The following is a 15,923-nucleotide window of genomic DNA, read 5'->3' on the forward strand; positions in this document are numbered from 1 at the left end:
GGGCCGTGCGGCCGGTCAGAGAAGGGATTCCAGCGGCACCGACGGGTCCCCCAGCGCGTCCGGGTCGACCGGCCGGCCGGCCCGGACCAGGCCCTGGACGGTGTCGGTGACGTCCCACACGTTGACGTTCATCCCGGCGAGCACCCGGCGGTCCTTCAGCCAGAACGCGATGAACTCCCGCTTGCCCGCGTCCCCGCGGATGACGACCTGGTCGTACGAGCCGGGCGGCGCCCAGCCGGAGTACTCCAGGCCGAGGTCGTACTGGTCGGAGAAGAAGTACGGCACCCGGTCGTACGACACCTCCAGGCCGAGCATGGCCCGCGCGGCGGCCGGGCCGCTGTTCAGGGCGTTCGCCCAGTGCTCCACGCGCAGCCGGGTCCCGAACAGCGGGTGCTCGACGGAGGCGATGTCCCCGGCGGCGAAGATGTGCGGGTCGGAGGTGCGCAGGGAGGCGTCGACGGCGACGCCGCCGCCGTGCGCACGGTCGGCCGTCTCGAGTCCGGCGGCTTCGGCGAGGGCGGTGCGCGGTGCCGCGCCGATCGCGGCGAGCACGTCGTGGGCCGGATGCTCCTCACCGTCGTCGGTGCGGGCGGCGAGGACCAGGCCGTCCTGTCCGGTGATCTCGGTGAGGCGGGCGCCGAAGTGGAAGCGGACGCCGTGCTCGGTGTGCAGATCGGTGAAGATCTGGCCGAGCTCCGGGCCGATGACGTGGTGCAGCGGGGTCGCGGACGGTTCGACGATCGTGACCTCGGCACCGTAGCCGCGGGCGGCGGCGGCGACCTCCAGGCCGATCCAGCCGCCTCCGGCGATGACCAGGTGGCCGTTGTCGCGGCCGAGCGAGGCCAGCACGTTGCGCAGCCGGTCGGCGTGGGCGAGGCGGCGCAGGTGGTGGACCCCGGCCAGGTCGGTGCCGGGGATGTCGAGGCGCCGCGGCTCGGCGCCGGTGGCGAGCAGCAGCTTGTCGTAGTGGACGACGGTGTTGTCGCCGAGCTGCACGGACCGGCCGGCCCGGTCGATGGACGTGACGGTCTGGCCGAGGTGCAGTTCGATGTCGGCCCCGGCGTACCAGGCCGTCTCGTGGACGAAGACGCTGTTCCGTTCCGCCGTGCCCGCCAGATATCCCTTGGACAGGGGGGGCCGTTCGTACGGATGGTCACGCTCGTCGCCGATCAGGATCACCCGGCCGCTGAAACCCTCCGCCCGGAGTGTCTCGGCCGCCTTCGCTCCGGCCAGTCCCCCGCCGACGATGACGAACGTGCGATGTGCGTCGACCACTTGGTGCCTCCTCGGTGCTGTGCTGCGCTGCGCCGCCACCTGCGAGCGTCCCGCACGCAGCGTGATGACGAAAGAGGGTGTGCCACGGCCGGGTCGCACCCCATGGGGCGTGCGGCCCGGTCAGGACCCAGTCTGCCGAACCCCGGTGAGTGTTCCGTGCAGGGTGCGTGCGGATGCGTCGGTGAGCGCGGCGATCTGGTCGACGAGGACCCGTTTGCGGGCCCGGTCGTCGGTGGCCGCCTCGTGGAGCGCCCGGAACTGGGGCTCCAGGCCCTCGGGCGCGCGGGCGGTGAGCGCGGCGGCGAGTTCGGCGATCACGATGCGCTGGTCGGCGCGGATGGCCTCCTGCTCGGCGCGCTGCATGACGTAACGGTCGGCGACCGCCTTGAGCACGGCGCACTCGTTGCGCGCCTCGGCCGGGACGACGAGTTCGGCGCCGTACCTGCCGAGGCGCCCGGGGCCGTACACCGCGTGGGTGGCGGCCTCGGCGGCGAGGCAGAACCGGCCGATGAGCTGGCTCGTCGCGTCCTTCAGTCGGGCCTGGGCGACAGCGGAGCCGTCGTAGCCGTGCGGCCACCACTCCTGGGCGACGAGCCGGTCGAGGGCGTCGGCGAGCTCCTGCGGGTCGGTGTCCACCGGGACGTACCGCCCGATGGCGACCTCCCAGATCTCCGCGCGCTCGGGTGCGGCGAGGAGGCGGTCCGGGTCGATGTGCCCGGCGTGCAGTCCGTCCTCGAAGTCGTGCACGGAGTAGGCGACGTCGTCGGACCAGTCCATGACCTGGGCCTCGAAGCACGTGCGGTTCCCGGGGGCGCCGGTGCGGGCCCAGTCGAAGACCGGCAGGTCGTCCTCGTACACCCCGAACTTCGGTGAGCCGGGGTCGGTCGGGTGGGCGCCCCGGGACCAGGGGTACTTGGTCGCGGCGTCCAGGGCGGCTCGGGTCAGGTTGAGCCCGACGCTGACGAGCTCGCCGCTGCGCGGGTCGCGGACGAAGCGCTTGGGTTCGAGCCGGGTCAGCAGGCGCAGCGACTGGGCGTTGCCCTCGAAGCCGCCGCAGTCGGAGGCGAAGTCGTTGAGCGCCTGTTCGCCGTTGTGCCCGAAGGGCGGGTGGCCCAGGTCGTGGGCGAGGCAGGCCGTCTCGACGAGGTCGGGGTCGCAGCCGAGAGCGGCCCCCAGCTCCCGGCCGACCTGGGCGCACTCCAGGGAGTGCGTGAGCCGCGTGCGGGGACTGGCGTCCCAGGCCAGGCCGCGTGTTCCGGGCGTGACCACCTGGGTCTTCCCGGCGAGCCTGCGCAGGGCGGCGGAGTGCAGTACGCGCGCCCGGTCGCGCTGGAAGGCGGTGCGGCCGGGCCGCTTGTCGGGCTCGGCGTCCCAGCGCTCGGTGTCGCCCTTGCCGTAGGGCGTGGTGCCGTACTCCTGTGCGTCCCGGGGGGCGTGCGTGTGGGCGTCCCGGCGGGCGTGCGTACCGTCCATGCTCCCGACAGTAGCGGCCTGCCCGCGGCGGTGAGGGTCAGGCGGGGGCCAGGAGGTGGGGACGGGTCAGGGCGCCGCGCGGAGGGCCGGCGTCGGCCCGTGCCTGGTCGTAGCGGTGCAGCAGGAGCCGCGCCATCGCCGGGTGCGCGCCGAGCGGGGCGGCGGCGACACCCGGGGCGGCGGCGGCCGCGGCGGTCGCGAAGCGGCCCGGGGCGGTGAAGTACGAGGCGACGGCGACCCGGTGACGGCCCCGGGCGGCGAGGGCGCGCAGGGCGGCCGGCACGGTGGGCGTGGCCGCCGAGGCGTACGCGGGCAGCACGGGCACCCCGCCGAGCCGGTCGCTGAGCATGCGGGCGCTCCGGCGGGCGTCGACGACCGAGTCCGGGTCACGTGATCCGGCGGCGGCGAGGATGACGGCCGCACCGCGATCGGCTCCGTCCTCGGCCCGCCAGCCGGCCTCGACCAGTCGTTCGTACAGGGTTTCGATCAGCAGCGGGTGCGGGCCGAGCGGTGCGGCGATGCGGGTCCGCAGGCCGCCGGCCTCGGCCGCCGCGTGGGGCAGGTCGTGCCGGACGTGGTGTCCGCGGCCGAGCAGCAGCGGTACGAGCACGGCGTCGCCGGTACCGATGCCGGCCAGGGTCGCCGGCAGCAGGGGCTCGTTCAGCTCGATGTGCCCCGGGCGGACGTCGAGCCCGGGGCGCAGCTCCCGTACGAGGTCCAGGAGCTCCAGGACGGTACGCAGGGCCTGCGGGTCGCGGCTGCCGTGCGCGACGGCGACCAGGGTGGGGGCGGCGGGCCGGGTGACGTTCCGGGTGCGGTGCATCTGCGGGTTCCGTTCCGGGAGACGAGGCCGATCTGGTGTCCGAGCGGGGCGGTGACGCGGGTGAGGAGGTGGGCCGTGCTGTCGGGGGGCGGGGACCCACGAGGGTGTTCCGGTGCCGTCTCCGTCATGCGGCAAGGGTGCCGGGTGGACGTTGCCGGGCCGTTTCGCACCGGTGACGGGTGTTTTCCGCCGCCTCACGGGGTGCCGCCCGGCGCTGTCAGGAGGGGCGGACGCGGGGGCGGCGAACCTTTTCCGCCGCCTCTTCGTCTCTCCGGGAGACGGACGGCAGGGACAGGACGACAGGGACAGGGGGTACGCCGCATGGGGCTGAAGGCACCGCACGCGCCGAAGCGGCCGAGGTGGCGTCCCCGCGCGGGGATACCGCGGCCGCGGCTGCCCCGCACCCGGCGCGGGCAACGGCGGCTGGTGCAGGGGCTGATGGCGGCCTGCGTGGTCGCCCTGGTACCCGCCACCTGGCTGCACGCCACGGCCGACGCCCGGGTGCGGACGACGGGCGACGCCCCGGTGCGGCAGGTCGCCGTGGTGTTCGGGGCCGGGCTGTGGCAGGGCAGGCCGTCGCCGTACCTCGCCCACCGGCTGGACGCCGCGGCCGAGCTGTACCGGACCGGGAAGGTGAGGGTCGTCCTGGTCACCGGGGACAACAGCCGCGAGGAGTACGACGAGCCGGACGCCATGCGCGCCTACCTCACCGCGCACGGGGTGCCCGACGGCCGGATCGTCAGCGACTACGCCGGCTTCGACACCTGGGACTCCTGCGTCCGGGCCAAGAAGGTCTTCGGCGTCGACCGGGCGGTACTGGTGAGCCAGGGCTTCCACATCCGGCGGGCGATCGCCCTGTGCCGGGCCGCGGGGATCGACGCGTACGGGGTGGGGGTCGACGCCGTACACGATGTGACCTGGTACTACGGCGGGGCGCGGGAGGTGGCGGCGGCGGGCAAGGCGCTCCTGGACACCGTGTTCCGGCCGGACCCGCGCTTCCTGGGGCCGCGCGAGACAGGGGTGACGGACGCCCTGGCGGCCGGCGGCCTTCCCGCACCGCGCGGGCGGGACCGGTGAGCGCCGCACACCGCTCCCCCGGCACCGGGAAGCGCCGACCTCACGGGGCCGGGCGGCCCGGGCTGAGGGGTGCGTACCGGGGGCGTAACCGGAGGAACCGGCACCCGTAATACCCGCCGCGCACGCTGGGCGCATGGCCCGCACCGAGACTCCCACGCACTGCCCGTACTGCGCCCTCCAGTGCGGGATGATCCTGCGCCCCGTCCCCGGCGGACCGGTGGCCGAGGTCGTGGAGCGCACCGACTTCCCCGTCAACCGGGGTGCCCTGTGCGGCAAGGGCCGCACCGCGCCCGCCGTCCTCGCCGCCGGGGTGCGGCTGACCTCACCCCTCGTACGCGGCACGGTGAGCGGCGAACTGGAGCCCGCGAGCTGGGACGAGGCCCTGGGCCGGATCGCCGACGGGCTGCGGGGGACGCGGGCCGGCCACGGCGCGGACGCCGTGGGCGTGTTCGGCGGGGGCGGGCTCACGAACGAGAAGGCGTACGCACTCGGCAAGTTCGCCCGTGTGGTGCTCGGTACCTCGCAGATCGACTACAACGGCCGCTTCTGCATGTCCTCGGCGGCCGCCGCACACCAGAGGGCGTTCGGGCTCGACCGGGGGCTGCCGTTCCCGCTGGAGGACATCCCCCGGACGGGGTGCGTGATCCTGGTCGGTTCGAACCTCGCGGAGACGATGCCGCCGGCCCTGCGCTATCTGACCGAACTGCGGGAGAACGGCGGCCGGCTCGTCGTCATCGACCCGCGCCGGACGCGGACCGCCGAGCAGGCGGACCTGCACCTGGCCCCCCGGCCGGGCACGGATCTGGCTCTGGCGCTCGGCATGCTGCACCTGGTGGTGGCGGACGGGCGGGTGGACGAGGACTTCGTCCGTACGCGCACGAGCGGCTGGGACGAGGCCAGGGCGGGGGCGATGGCGCACTGGCCGGAGCTGGTGGAGCGCATCACCGGGGTGCCCGTACCCCGACTGCGTGAGGCCGTCGACCTGTTCTGCGGGGCGGAGAGCGGGATGGTCCTCACCGCGCGCGGCCCGGAGCAGCAGGCGAAGGGGACGGACACCGTCGGCGCGTGGATCAACTTCGCGCTGGCGACCGGCCGGGCGGGGCGTCCGCTGTCCGGATACGGCTGCCTGACCGGTCAGGGCAACGGCCAGGGAGGCAGGGAGCACGGTCAGAAGGCCGATCAGCTGCCCGGCTACCGCAAGCTGACCGACCCCGCGGCCCGCCGCCACGTGGCCGGGGTGTGGGGCGTGGACCCCGACACGCTGCCGGGGCCGGGGCGCAGCGCGTACGAGCTGCTGGACGCCCTGGGCCGGGACGTGCGGGCGCTGCTGGTGATGGGGTCCAATCCGGTCGTCTCCGCGCCGCACGCGGGCCATGTCGAGGAGCGGCTGCGGTCGCTGGACTTCCTGGCGGTCGCCGACGTCGTGCTGTCGGAGACGGCGGCGCTGGCCGACGTGGTGCTGCCGGTGACGCAGTGGGCGGAGGAGAGCGGGACCACGACCAGCCTGGAGGGCCGGGTGCTGCTGCGGCAGCGTGCGGTCACCGCACCCGAGGGGGTGCGCAGCGATCTGGAGGTGCTGCACGCGCTGGCGGGGCTGCTGGGGCACGGGAAGGGCTTCCCTGCCGAGCCGGAGGAGGTCTTCGACGAGCTGCGGCGGGCGTCGGCGGGTGGTCCCGCCGACTACGCGGGCATCACCTACGCCAGGATCGCGGAGCGGGACGGGGTGTTCTGGCCCTGCCCGGACGAGGCGCACCCGGGGACGCCGCGGCTGTTCCTGGACCGGTTCGCGACGGACGACGGGCGGGCCCGGTTCGTCCCGGTGACGCACCGGCCCGCGGCGGAGGAGACCGATGCCGAGTATCCGGTGGTGCTGACGACGGGGCGGGTGGTGTCCCAGTACCAGTCGGGGGCGCAGACGCGCAGGGTCGCCGAGCTGAACGCCGCGGCGCCGGGGCCGTTCGTCGAGCTGCATCCGCGGCTCGCCGAGCGGATCGGGGTGGCCGAGGGCGACCCGGTCGCGGTCACCTCGCGGCGGGGGCGCGCTGTGGCGCCGGCCCGGATCACGGTGGCGATCCGGCAGGACACCGTCTTCATGCCGTTCCACTGGCCGGGTCAGGGGCGGGCCAACTCCCTGACCAATCCGGCCCTGGACCCGACCTCGCGGATGCCCGAGTTCAAGGTGTGCGCCGTGCGGGTGGAGGCCGCCGTCTGAGCCGGCCGCCTCCGGGCACGGGGGTGCCACCGGCGCGCGGGGAGCGGGGGACGGCGGGGGAGGTCGGGCCGAAGTGTTCGTGGGCGCGCCGGGCAGGGCGCCACGGATGGAGAACGGCGGTTCCGGGCCGGTCACAGGGCCGGGGGCGGCGCGGTCTCCGCCGACACCCAGGCGAGGTAGCCGGCGCTGCCGCGGACGACGGGGGTCGCGATGATCTCGGGGGTGTCGTAGTCGTGCGCCGCGACGAGGTGGGCCTCCAGTTCGTCGTAGCGCTCTGTTGTCGTCTTGAACAGCACCTGCCACTCCTCGGTCGTCTCGACGGCGTTCTGCCACCGGTAGACCGAGTGGACCGGCGCGGAGATCTGGGCGCAGGCGGCGAACCGTCCCTCCACCGCGTCCCGCGCGAGGGCGCGGGCCTTCTCCTCGCTGTCCGTCGTGGTCAGTACGGTCAGCCATGCGGGCTCGGTCATCCCGGGTCTCCTCGGTCGTCTCGGCTTACGTGCACCACCGATTGTCGGCCCCGGGCGGGCTCGGCCGCCGTACGCGCTCGTTCCCTCGCCCCGCACAGGACCGGCCCCCACACACGAGCGGGTCACGCCGTGGCGGCGGCGTCGGCAGAGACGGGGGCGGGCGTGGTGTGTCCGTGCCCCCACGCCCGTGCCGTGACCTCGGCCCTGGCCTCGGCCCCGACGAAACCGCCGATACGCCCGGTGCGGGACAGCCCTTAGCCTGGGCGCATGACAAGCGCCTCGTCCGACCCGTACGTGGAGTTCGACGGCCGTCCCGCGACCGCCGGGGACCTGCGGATCCCCGCGTTCGACGGCTACGGCCACTTCACGGCGATGCAGGTCAGGGACCGTACGGTACGGGGTCTCGGCCTGCACCTGGACCGACTGGGCTCCGCGAACCAGGAGGTGTTCGGCGTGCCGCTGGAGGGGGCCCGGGTGCGCGAGCTGATCGCACACGCCCTCGACAGCACCGGGGCGCGGGACGCGTCGGTCCGCGTGCACGGGTTCATGCCGCCCGGCGACACGGTCACCACGGTCATGGTGACCGTACGGGAGCCCGCCCGGATGCCCCCTGGCCCCAAGGCCCTCATGTCGGTCCCGTACGCCCGGGCCCTGCCGCACATCAAGCGTCCCGGCGAGTTCGGGCAGGTCCACTACGGCCGGTCGGCCGTGCGCGCGGGCTTCGACGAGGCGTTGCTGACCCTGCCCGGCGGGGTGGTGACCGAGGGCGCGATCACCAACGTCGGATTCCTGGACGGGTTTTCGGTGGTCCGGCCCGACGCCCCTGCGCTGAACGGCATCACCATGTCGCTCCTGGAGCGCGGCCTCGCGAGGACGGACCGGCCGTCGGTGCGGCGGCCGGTCACGCTGGACGGCCTCGGTGCGTACCGGGCGGCGTTCGTCACCAACTCCCAGGGAATCGCACCCGTCCACCGGATCGACGGCACGGCGTTCGAGGTCGACGAGGAGCTGATGACGTTGCTGAGGCGGGTGTACGAGGAGGTTCCCGGGGACGCCGTCTGAACCCGCCGGTGCGGGGAGCACGGCCTCCGGGGCGGCAGCGCGGGCCCGGGCGCCGGAGAACGGGCCGTCCGTACCGGAGCATGGGCACATGCAGATCCACATCGAAGGTTCAGAACTCCCGGGGCGCACCTGCCGGCCCGGGACCGACTTCGCCGGTTTCGACAACATCCACGTGGGCGTGCAGCGCAAGGACCGGCCCGGTGAAGTGCTCGCCCCGCACCCGGGGGACGCACCCGCCGCCTCCTGGACCCTGGACTGCACGACGACGCCGGGCCCGGACGGCTTGGAGGTCGCCGGCCCGTACATCCAGGACCGGCTCGGCGGGCACTTCGTCTATCTCTCCTGGGGCACCGTGGACGAGGCGGGTGCGTTCACCATGTTCCGGCGCGCCAAACTGGTGATCGGCGACGTCGACCCGGACGTCCTGGAGGCGGCTGCCCGGACCGGCCACCTCACCGCACGGCTGAGGCTGAGCGACGACAGGGGACAGCCCCGGTGCGCCCGTGTCCGTCCGCCGGACATCACATGGTCGGCCACGGACGGGACATGACGGTCCTCCGGGGCCGGCGGACGCGACACCGCCCTCACCGGGCCCGGGGGGAGGGGCGGGTGAGGGCGGTTGCCAGGGGACGGCGGGGGGCTGCCGTTCCCGTGGGGGGGGGTATCCGTCGTGTGCCCGGACAGGACAGCGACACACATGTGAGGTGCGTCACACAGCTTCAGCGGTCGTCATCACCCGATCGGTGCCGTACGGCCCGAGCGGCGGGGGCCACCGCCGCGACCTGCGCCGGCCGCGGGGGAACCGGTGTGGTCCACGCGCCCGTCCGGGTGAAAGCTGACCAGGCGTCAGCAGGCGGCGGCCGGGGACCGGGCGTTACCTCGGAGGCAGGACACATCCGTCTGCCCGGAGGACTCCCATGCGCAGCCCTGCCCGCCTCGCGACCGGTACCGCCGCCGCGGCCCTCACCGCCGCCGTGCTCGGTCTCGCCGCCACCGCCATCGTCGCCCCTCCCGCGTACGCCGAGGACCCCGGCCGGCTGGAGTTCGCTCCGGCGACGGCCTCGCCGGGCGCTCCGGTCACCGTGAACACCGGCGCCTGCGGATCTGACGGCACGGGCTTCGGCGACGCCGCCGACCTGGAGGCCGGGGAGTTCGAGCTGGAGCCGGGCACCTCCGGGGCGGGGGCGACCGGCCGGTTCACCGTGCCGGAGGAGGCCGAGCCGGGGACCTACGCCGTCGGGGTCTTCTGCGACAGCGGCGAGGAGGCCACCGGGGAGGTCCAGGTGACGGCCGCCTCCTCGACGGCGGCTGCCGGGGCGTCCTCCGGGGCCTCTGCGGCGGGCTCCTCCGCCTGGCCGAAGCCGACCACCGAGCCGGACCCGGGCACCGCGCAGAAGCCGGACACCGGGAAGAAGCCGGAGCCCGGGACCGGGACCGTGCCGGAATCCGGCCTGGGGGTCGGCCCCGAGCCCGCCACCCCGACCGAGGCATGGCCGGACCGCCCCTCCGGACACGTCAGCACGGGTGTCGGCGGCAGCATCGGCCCCGACACCGCCCGCATCGCCGCGGGGGCCGGTGTCCTGGGCGCGGCCGCCGTCGCCGGTGCCTGCCTCGTGCGACGCCGCGCGAGCGGCGCGCAGGACGCCTGACGCGGCACGGCCGGGAACGCCACCCGTGAACGGGACGACCCGGACGGCCCTGCGGGCCAGGGCCTGGCTGGTGGGCATCACCGCGCTCTGCGGCCTCTGGCTGGTCCAGAACGGAGCGGCCACCCGGACAGAACCGCCCCGGCCGGCCGCGGCCGAGGCCTTCGCCGCCGGACCCGCACCCCGTCCGGGCGCACGCGCCGCCGCACCCCTGCCGCGCTCGGCACCGGTCCGCATCCGGATCCCGCGCATCGGCGTGGACGCGCCCATGGTGCGGCTGGGGCTGCGTGCGGACGGCAGCCTGGAGGTACCGCCCGCCCGGGACCGCAACCTCGCGGGCTGGTTCGCGAAGGGGACCCCGCCGGGCGCGAAGGGCACCGCGATCGTCGCCGGGCACGTCGACGACGCCGAGGGGCCGTCCGTCTTCTACGCCCTCGGCTCCCTGAAGAAGGGCGACGGCGTGGAGGTCGACCGCGGGGACGGCAGCACCGCAGTCTTCGCCGTCGACGCGGTCGAGGTGTACGCGAACGACGACTTCCCCGACCGGCGCGTCTACGGCCCCTCGCCGGACGCCTCGCTGCGGCTGATCACCTGCGGTGGGGGGTTCAGCCGCAGGACCGGCTACCAGGGCAACGTGGTGGCGTACGCCCACCTCGCCGGAGTGCGGTGATCAGCCGGTCCACTGGTCGAAGCCGAGCTTGGCGACGAGCGAGAACACGACGACCAGCAGCACCCCCCGAACGAAGCCGCTGCCCTTCCTGAGGGCCATGTGCGCCCCCGCCATGCCGCCGGCGAGATTGAACACGGCCATCAGCGCGGCGAGTTGCCACAGCACGGTGCCCTGGTAGGCGAACATCGCCAGGGCGCCGGCGTTGGTGCACACGTTCACGATCTTCGCGTTGGCGGACGCGGTGACCAGGTCGAGGCGGAGCACCGCGGTCAGCGCCAGCACCAGGAAGGTTCCGGTGCCCGGGCCGAACAGCCCGTCGTAGAAGCCGATTCCACCGCCGACCAGCACGACGGCGGTGACCGTACGGGTCCGGGTGACCTTCCGGCCCTCCCCGTCACCGGCCGCCGCCGTACCGAACGACGGACGCAGCAGGACGAAGGCCGCCACACCGAGCAGCACCACCATGATCACCGGGCGCAGCACCTCGCTGCTGATCCCGGCGGCGAAGAAGGCACCCGCCATCGACCCGGCCAGCGCCGTCAGCCCGATCCGCACGGCGGTGCCGACCTGGACGGGCGCCTTGCGTACGTAGGTGACGGCGGCGCCCGTGGTGCCGACGACGGCGACCGCCTTGTTGGTCCCGAGGATCTGGGCCGCCGGGACGTGCGGCAGGCCCAGCAGCAGCGCGGGCAGCAGGAGGAGCCCGCCACCGCCCACCACCGCGTCGATCCAGCCGGCCAACGCCGCGGCCAGGCACAGGAGGACAAGGGTGGTCAGCGTTATCTCGGGCATGCCCGGACCCTAAGCAGGCGGCCGGTACCCCGTCCAACCGGCCGCCCCGCCCTCACAGGGAGCGGGCCGGCGTGCTGAGCGCAAGGTTCCTCCGGGGAAACAGCGGGGATGCGGTCGGGTAACACCGGGCCCGCAGTCTCTTCTCCATGAGGACACGGAGCGGGAACGCGGAGCGGGTGGTGGTGATCGGTGCCGGGATGGCGGGCGCGCGGCTGGCCGCCCGGGTCCCCGGTGTCACCGTCATCGGCGAGGAGGAGCACGCGCCGTACAACAGGGTGCTCCTGGCCGAGGTACTCGCCGGCCGGTACGCGCCGGACGTCATCGCCCTGCCGCCCGCCGAGGTACGGCGGGGCGTGCGGGTCGTACGGATCGACCGGGCCGAGCGGCTCGTGCACTGCGACGACGGCGGCGTCATCGGCTACGGGCGCCTCGTGCTGGCCACCGGCTCCAACCCGGTGCTGCCACCGCTGCGGGGCCTCGGGCGCACCCTGCCGGACGGGGTGCATCCCTTCCGCACCCTCGACGACTGCCTGGCGCTGCGCGCGGCCGTACGCCCCGGTGTGCGCGCCGTCGTGATCGGCGGGGGGCTCCTCGGGGTCTCGGCGGCACGCGCCCTGGCCGAGCGCGGCGCCCAGGTGGTGCTGGCCCAGCAGGGCGAACACCTCATGGAGCGGCAGCTGGACGCCGAGGCGGCCGGAATGCTGCGGAGCCACCTGGAGGCCCTCGGCGTCGAGGTGCACACGGAGTGCCGGGTGCGCGGGCTGCGCCGCACCGGTGGCGCCGCACCGGCCGTGCGGGCCGTGGAACTGGCCGACGGTTACGAACTGGAGGCCGAGATCACGGTGCTGGCCTGCGGGGTCCGCCCGAGGACGGGTCTGGCCCGGACCGCCGGTCTCGACGTCCGCCAGGGCGTCGTCGTCGACGACGAGCTGCGGACCTCGGACCCGTACATCCACGCGGTCGGGGACTGCGCCGAGCACCGCGGCACCGTGTACGGGCTGGCGGGTGCCGCGCTGGAACAGGCGGACGTGCTGGCCGAGGTGCTGGCCGGCGGGACCGCCCGGTACGAGGGCACCCGGGCCCTCACCCGTCTCACCCTGCGCGCCCCCGCCGCCCCCGTCGCCGCCGGGGCTCCCGGGCCGCTCGACCTGGCTGCCTTCGGCGACTCCCGCCCGCTGCCCGGCGACGACGTGATCCGGCTGGCGGACGCCACCCGGGGCGCGTACCGCACGGTCGTGGTCCGTGGCGACCGGCTGGCCGGCGGGGTGCTGTTCGGCGACCTCGCCGCGGTCGGCACCCTCGCCCGGACCTGGCAGGACGACGCATCCCTCCCCGCAGACATGTCCCTGCTCCACCTGCTCACCAACGACGGAGGCTTCTGATGCCGGTGTCCACCCCCCCGACCGCCCCCACCGCGGGCGTGCCGACGATCGTGGTCGTCGGGCACGGCATGGTCGGCCAGCGGTTCCTGGAGGCGCTCGCCGACCGCGGACTGACCGCGGCGGCGGGCACGGCCCGGGTCGTCGTGCTCTGCGAGGAGCCCCGCCCCGCCTACGACCGCGTCCAGCTGACCTCGTACTTCGCCGGGCGGACGCCGGAGGAACTCTCCCTCGCCGACCCGGACTTCATGGCCCGCCACGGCATCGAGCTGCGCGTCGGCGACCCGGCGGAGAGCGTCGACCGTGCGGCGCGCACCGTCACCGCGCGCTCCGGGGAGACCTTCTCCTACGACACGCTGGTGCTGGCCACCGGCTCGTACCCCTTCGTCCCCCCGGTCCCCGGCAAGGACGCCGAGGGCTGCTTCGTCTACCGCACCATCGAGGACCTCCTCGCGATCGAGGCGTACGCGAAGGGCGCGACGACCGGCGCGGTGGTCGGCGGCGGGCTGCTCGGGCTGGAGGCCGCGGGCGCGCTGAAGGGCCTCGGGCTCGAGACGCACGTCGTGGAGTTCGCCCCCCGCCTGATGCCGGTCCAGGTCGACGAGGGCGGCGGCGCCGCGCTGCTGCGCACGATCGAGAACATGGGCCTCTCCGTCCACACCGGCGTCGGCACCCAGGAGGTCACCGCGGGCGAGGACGGCCGGGTGACCGGGATGTCGCTGTCCGACGGCTCCTCGCTCGCCACCGACCTCGTCGTCTTCTCCGCCGGCGTACGTCCCCGGGACCAGCTGGCCCGTGACTGCGGTCTGGCGGTCGGGCCGCGCGGCGGCATCATCGTCGACGAGCGGTGCCGCACCTCGGACAGCGCCGTCTTCGCGATCGGTGAGTGCGCGCTGGCCTCGGACGGCCGGGTGTACGGGCTGGTGGCGCCTGGCTACGAGATGGCACAGGCGGCCGCCGCGGTGATCGCCGGGCTGGCGGGATCGTTCACCGGCGCCGACCTGTCGACGAAGCTGAAGCTGCTCGGTGTGGACGTCGCCTCGTTCGGTGACGCGCACGGCGCGGCCGAGGGCTGCCTCGACGTCGTGTACGCGGACTCCCGCTCGGGCGTCTACAAGAAGCTGGTGATCGGCCAGGACGGCACACTGCTCGGCGGGGTCCTGGTCGGGGACGCCGACCAGTACGGCACGTTGCGGCCGATGACCGGCACGGTCCTGCCGGTCGCGCCGGAGCAGCTGGTGCTGCCGGCCGGCGCGGGCGCCCCCGTCACCCTCGGGCCGTCCTCGCTGCCGGACGAGGCGGTGATCTGCTCCTGCCACAACGTCACCAAGGGTGCGATCTGCGAGCACACCACGCTGCCCGAGGTGAAGAAGTGCACCAAGGCGGGCACCGGCTGCGGGAGTTGCCTCAAGGTCATCGGCCAGCTGCTGCCGCAGCCCGAGGACCAGGGGCTGTGCGGCTGCTTCGCCTACACCCGCAGCGAGCTGTACGAGATAGTCCGCACCCTGGGGGTCACGACGTACGCCGGGCTGCTCGACTCGCACGGCCGCGAGGCGGCGAGGGGCGGGGACGGCTGCGAGGTGTGCAAACCCACGGTCGGCTCGATCATCGCCTCGCTGGCGCCGACGGTCGGGGCGAGCGGCTACGTTTTGGACGGCGAGCAGGCGGCGCTGCAGGACACCAACGACCACTTCCTGGCCAACCTCCAGCGCAACGGCTCCTACTCGATCGTGCCGCGCATCCCGGGCGGAGAGATCACACCGGAGAAGCTGATCGTGATCGGCGAGGTGGCCCGGGACTTCGGCCTCTACACGAAGATCACCGGAGGCCAGCGGATCGACCTGTTCGGCGCCCGCGTGGACCAGCTGCCGCTGATCTGGACCCGGCTGGTCGACGCGGGCTTCGAATCGGGGCACGCGTACGGGAAGTCGCTGCGGACGGTCAAGTCCTGTGTGGGCAGCACCTGGTGCCGCTACGGCGTGCAGGACTCGGTGCGGATGGCCATCGACCTGGAGCTGCGCTACCGGGGGCTGCGCTCCCCGCACAAGCTGAAGTCGGCGGTCTCCGGCTGCGCCCGGGAGTGCGCGGAGGCCCGCGGCAAGGACTTCGGGATCATCGCCACCGCCCAGGGCTGGAACCTGTACGTCGGCGGCAACGGCGGAGCCACCCCCCGCCACGCGGACCTGCTGGCCCAGGACCTCTCCGACGCCGAACTGGTCCGGCTCATCGACAGGTTCCTCATGTTCTACATCCGTACGGCGGACCGCCTGGAGCGCACCTCGACCTGGCTGGACCGGATCGAGGGCGGCCTGGACCACGTACGGGACGTCGTCGTCCACGACTCCCTGGGGCTCTGCGACGAACTGGAGCGGCTGATGGCCGACCACGTCGCCGGCTACCGCGACGAGTGGGCCGAGACCATCAACGACCCGGAGCGGCTCCGCCGCTTCGTCACCTTCGTCAATGCCCCCGACGCACCCGACCCCTCGGTCAAGTTCGTCCCCGAGCGCGACCAGGTCAAGCCCGACCTGGACATCCTCGCGGGCCCCGTGCTTGCCGTCCGCACTCTCGAAGGGACTCCCTCATGATGACGACCCGGACGACGGAAACGGCGCAGGAAACCCGGACGATCCAGCTGTCGGACGGAGCGGACTGGCTCACGGTCTGCGACCGCGCGCTGCTGACGCCGGGCCGCGGGGTGGCCGCCCTCCTCCCGGACGGCCGGCAGGTCGCGCTGTTCGTGGACCGGGCGGGCCGGGCGTACGCGATCGGCAACCGCGACCCGTTCACGGGCGCCTACGTCCTCTCGCGCGGCCTCGTCGGCTCCGCGGAGGGCCGGCCGTTCGTCGCCTCCCCGCTGCTGAAGCAGCGGTTCGACCTGGAGACCGGGGTCTGCCTGGACGACGACGAGGTCACCGTACCGGTCTTCCCGGTCCGCGCCGACTGATCGCGTTCCGTTCACCGAACATTGACGCACCGTCAACTGACGGCCTCTACTGTCCTGACGTTCGACCCGCCGGGCCGACCGGACCGGCGGGCCCGCA

General features: G+C 74.4%; 14 protein-coding genes. 9 read left to right on the plus strand and 5 right to left on the minus strand.

Annotated elements, in window-relative coordinates:
- Positions 1–15 precede the first annotated feature (15 nt).
- From ACH4VO_RS03845 to ACH4VO_RS03855, 3 genes are all read right to left on the minus strand, one after another.
- Complete coding sequence (locus tag ACH4VO_RS03845; RefSeq protein WP_360991820.1) at positions 16–1,275, minus strand: FAD-dependent oxidoreductase; 1,260 nt, start codon at positions 1,273–1,275, stop codon at positions 16–18.
- Positions 1,276–1,395: 120 nt separating this feature from the next.
- A complete protein-coding gene (locus tag ACH4VO_RS03850) occupies positions 1,396–2,748 on the minus strand; it encodes a deoxyguanosinetriphosphate triphosphohydrolase (protein WP_360991822.1) in 1,353 nt (450 codons plus the stop codon).
- Positions 2,749–2,785: 37 nt separating this feature from the next.
- Entirely contained in the window at positions 2,786–3,571 is a 786-nt protein-coding gene (locus tag ACH4VO_RS03855; protein WP_398440860.1) for a sirohydrochlorin chelatase, read from the minus strand.
- 321 nt (positions 3,572–3,892) lie between these two features.
- Between ACH4VO_RS03855 and ACH4VO_RS03860 the strand changes: the two genes are divergently transcribed.
- Together ACH4VO_RS03860 and ACH4VO_RS03865 are read left to right on the plus strand one after the other, a co-directional pair.
- Positions 3,893–4,648, plus strand: a complete 756-nt coding sequence (locus ACH4VO_RS03860) for an ElyC/SanA/YdcF family protein (protein WP_360991824.1) — start codon at positions 3,893–3,895, stop codon at positions 4,646–4,648.
- 133 nt (positions 4,649–4,781) lie between these two features.
- Complete coding sequence (locus ACH4VO_RS03865) at positions 4,782–6,860, plus strand: molybdopterin oxidoreductase family protein (RefSeq protein WP_360991827.1); 2,079 nt, start codon at positions 4,782–4,784, stop codon at positions 6,858–6,860.
- 131 nt (positions 6,861–6,991) lie between these two features.
- Here the strand turns inward: ACH4VO_RS03865 and cutA are convergent, their stop codons facing one another.
- The gene (gene cutA / locus ACH4VO_RS03870) at positions 6,992–7,330 is read right to left on the minus strand and encodes a divalent-cation tolerance protein CutA (protein WP_360991830.1); all 339 of its coding nucleotides are present in this window, start codon (positions 7,328–7,330) and stop codon (positions 6,992–6,994) included.
- Between the two features lie 267 nt (positions 7,331–7,597).
- On the opposite strand from cutA, the gene ACH4VO_RS03875 reads away from it, so the two are divergent.
- The 4 genes from ACH4VO_RS03875 to ACH4VO_RS03890 all read left to right on the plus strand — a co-directional run bounded on the left by ACH4VO_RS03875 (position 7,598) and on the right by ACH4VO_RS03890 (position 10,708).
- The gene (locus ACH4VO_RS03875; RefSeq protein WP_360991833.1) at positions 7,598–8,392 is read left to right on the plus strand and encodes an aminotransferase class IV; all 795 of its coding nucleotides are present in this window, start codon (positions 7,598–7,600) and stop codon (positions 8,390–8,392) included.
- 88 nt (positions 8,393–8,480) lie between these two features.
- Positions 8,481–8,942 carry a DUF5990 family protein gene (locus ACH4VO_RS03880; RefSeq protein WP_360991836.1) on the plus strand — a complete coding sequence of 154 codons (462 nt, stop codon included), beginning with the start codon at positions 8,481–8,483 and terminating at the stop codon, positions 8,940–8,942.
- A 367-nt stretch (positions 8,943–9,309) separates the two neighbouring features.
- Complete coding sequence (locus ACH4VO_RS03885) at positions 9,310–10,041, plus strand: hypothetical protein (RefSeq protein ID WP_360991838.1); 732 nt, start codon at positions 9,310–9,312, stop codon at positions 10,039–10,041.
- A 25-nt stretch (positions 10,042–10,066) separates the two neighbouring features.
- The gene (locus tag ACH4VO_RS03890; RefSeq protein WP_360991841.1) at positions 10,067–10,708 is read left to right on the plus strand and encodes a class F sortase; all 642 of its coding nucleotides are present in this window, start codon (positions 10,067–10,069) and stop codon (positions 10,706–10,708) included.
- On the opposite strand, the gene ACH4VO_RS03895 is transcribed toward ACH4VO_RS03890, so the two are convergent.
- Entirely contained in the window at positions 10,709–11,500 is a 792-nt protein-coding gene (locus ACH4VO_RS03895; protein ID WP_360991843.1) for a TSUP family transporter, read from the minus strand.
- A gap of 146 nt (positions 11,501–11,646) precedes the next feature.
- Between ACH4VO_RS03895 and ACH4VO_RS03900 the strand changes: the two genes are divergently transcribed.
- From ACH4VO_RS03900 to nirD, 3 genes are read left to right on the plus strand one after another with little or no spacing between them, the layout of a single operon-like run.
- Complete coding sequence (locus ACH4VO_RS03900; RefSeq protein ID WP_360991846.1) at positions 11,647–12,882, plus strand: FAD-dependent oxidoreductase; 1,236 nt, start codon at positions 11,647–11,649, stop codon at positions 12,880–12,882.
- The gene (nirB, locus tag ACH4VO_RS03905) at positions 12,882–15,467 is read left to right on the plus strand and encodes a nitrite reductase large subunit NirB (RefSeq protein ID WP_360991848.1); all 2,586 of its coding nucleotides are present in this window, start codon (positions 12,882–12,884) and stop codon (positions 15,465–15,467) included. The genes ACH4VO_RS03900 and nirB overlap by 1 nt, the downstream gene beginning before the upstream one ends.
- Positions 15,467–15,826 (plus strand): nitrite reductase small subunit NirD, encoded by a 360-nt coding sequence (gene nirD / locus ACH4VO_RS03910; protein WP_360992128.1) that lies wholly within the window; start codon positions 15,467–15,469, stop codon positions 15,824–15,826. Before nirB ends, nirD begins: the two co-directional genes overlap by 1 nt.
- Positions 15,827–15,923: the final 97 nt, after the last annotated feature.

The sequence above is a fragment of the Streptomyces sp. NPDC020780 genome (assembly GCF_044334475.1).
Taxonomy (GTDB): Bacteria; Actinomycetota; Actinomycetes; order Streptomycetales; family Streptomycetaceae; genus Streptomyces.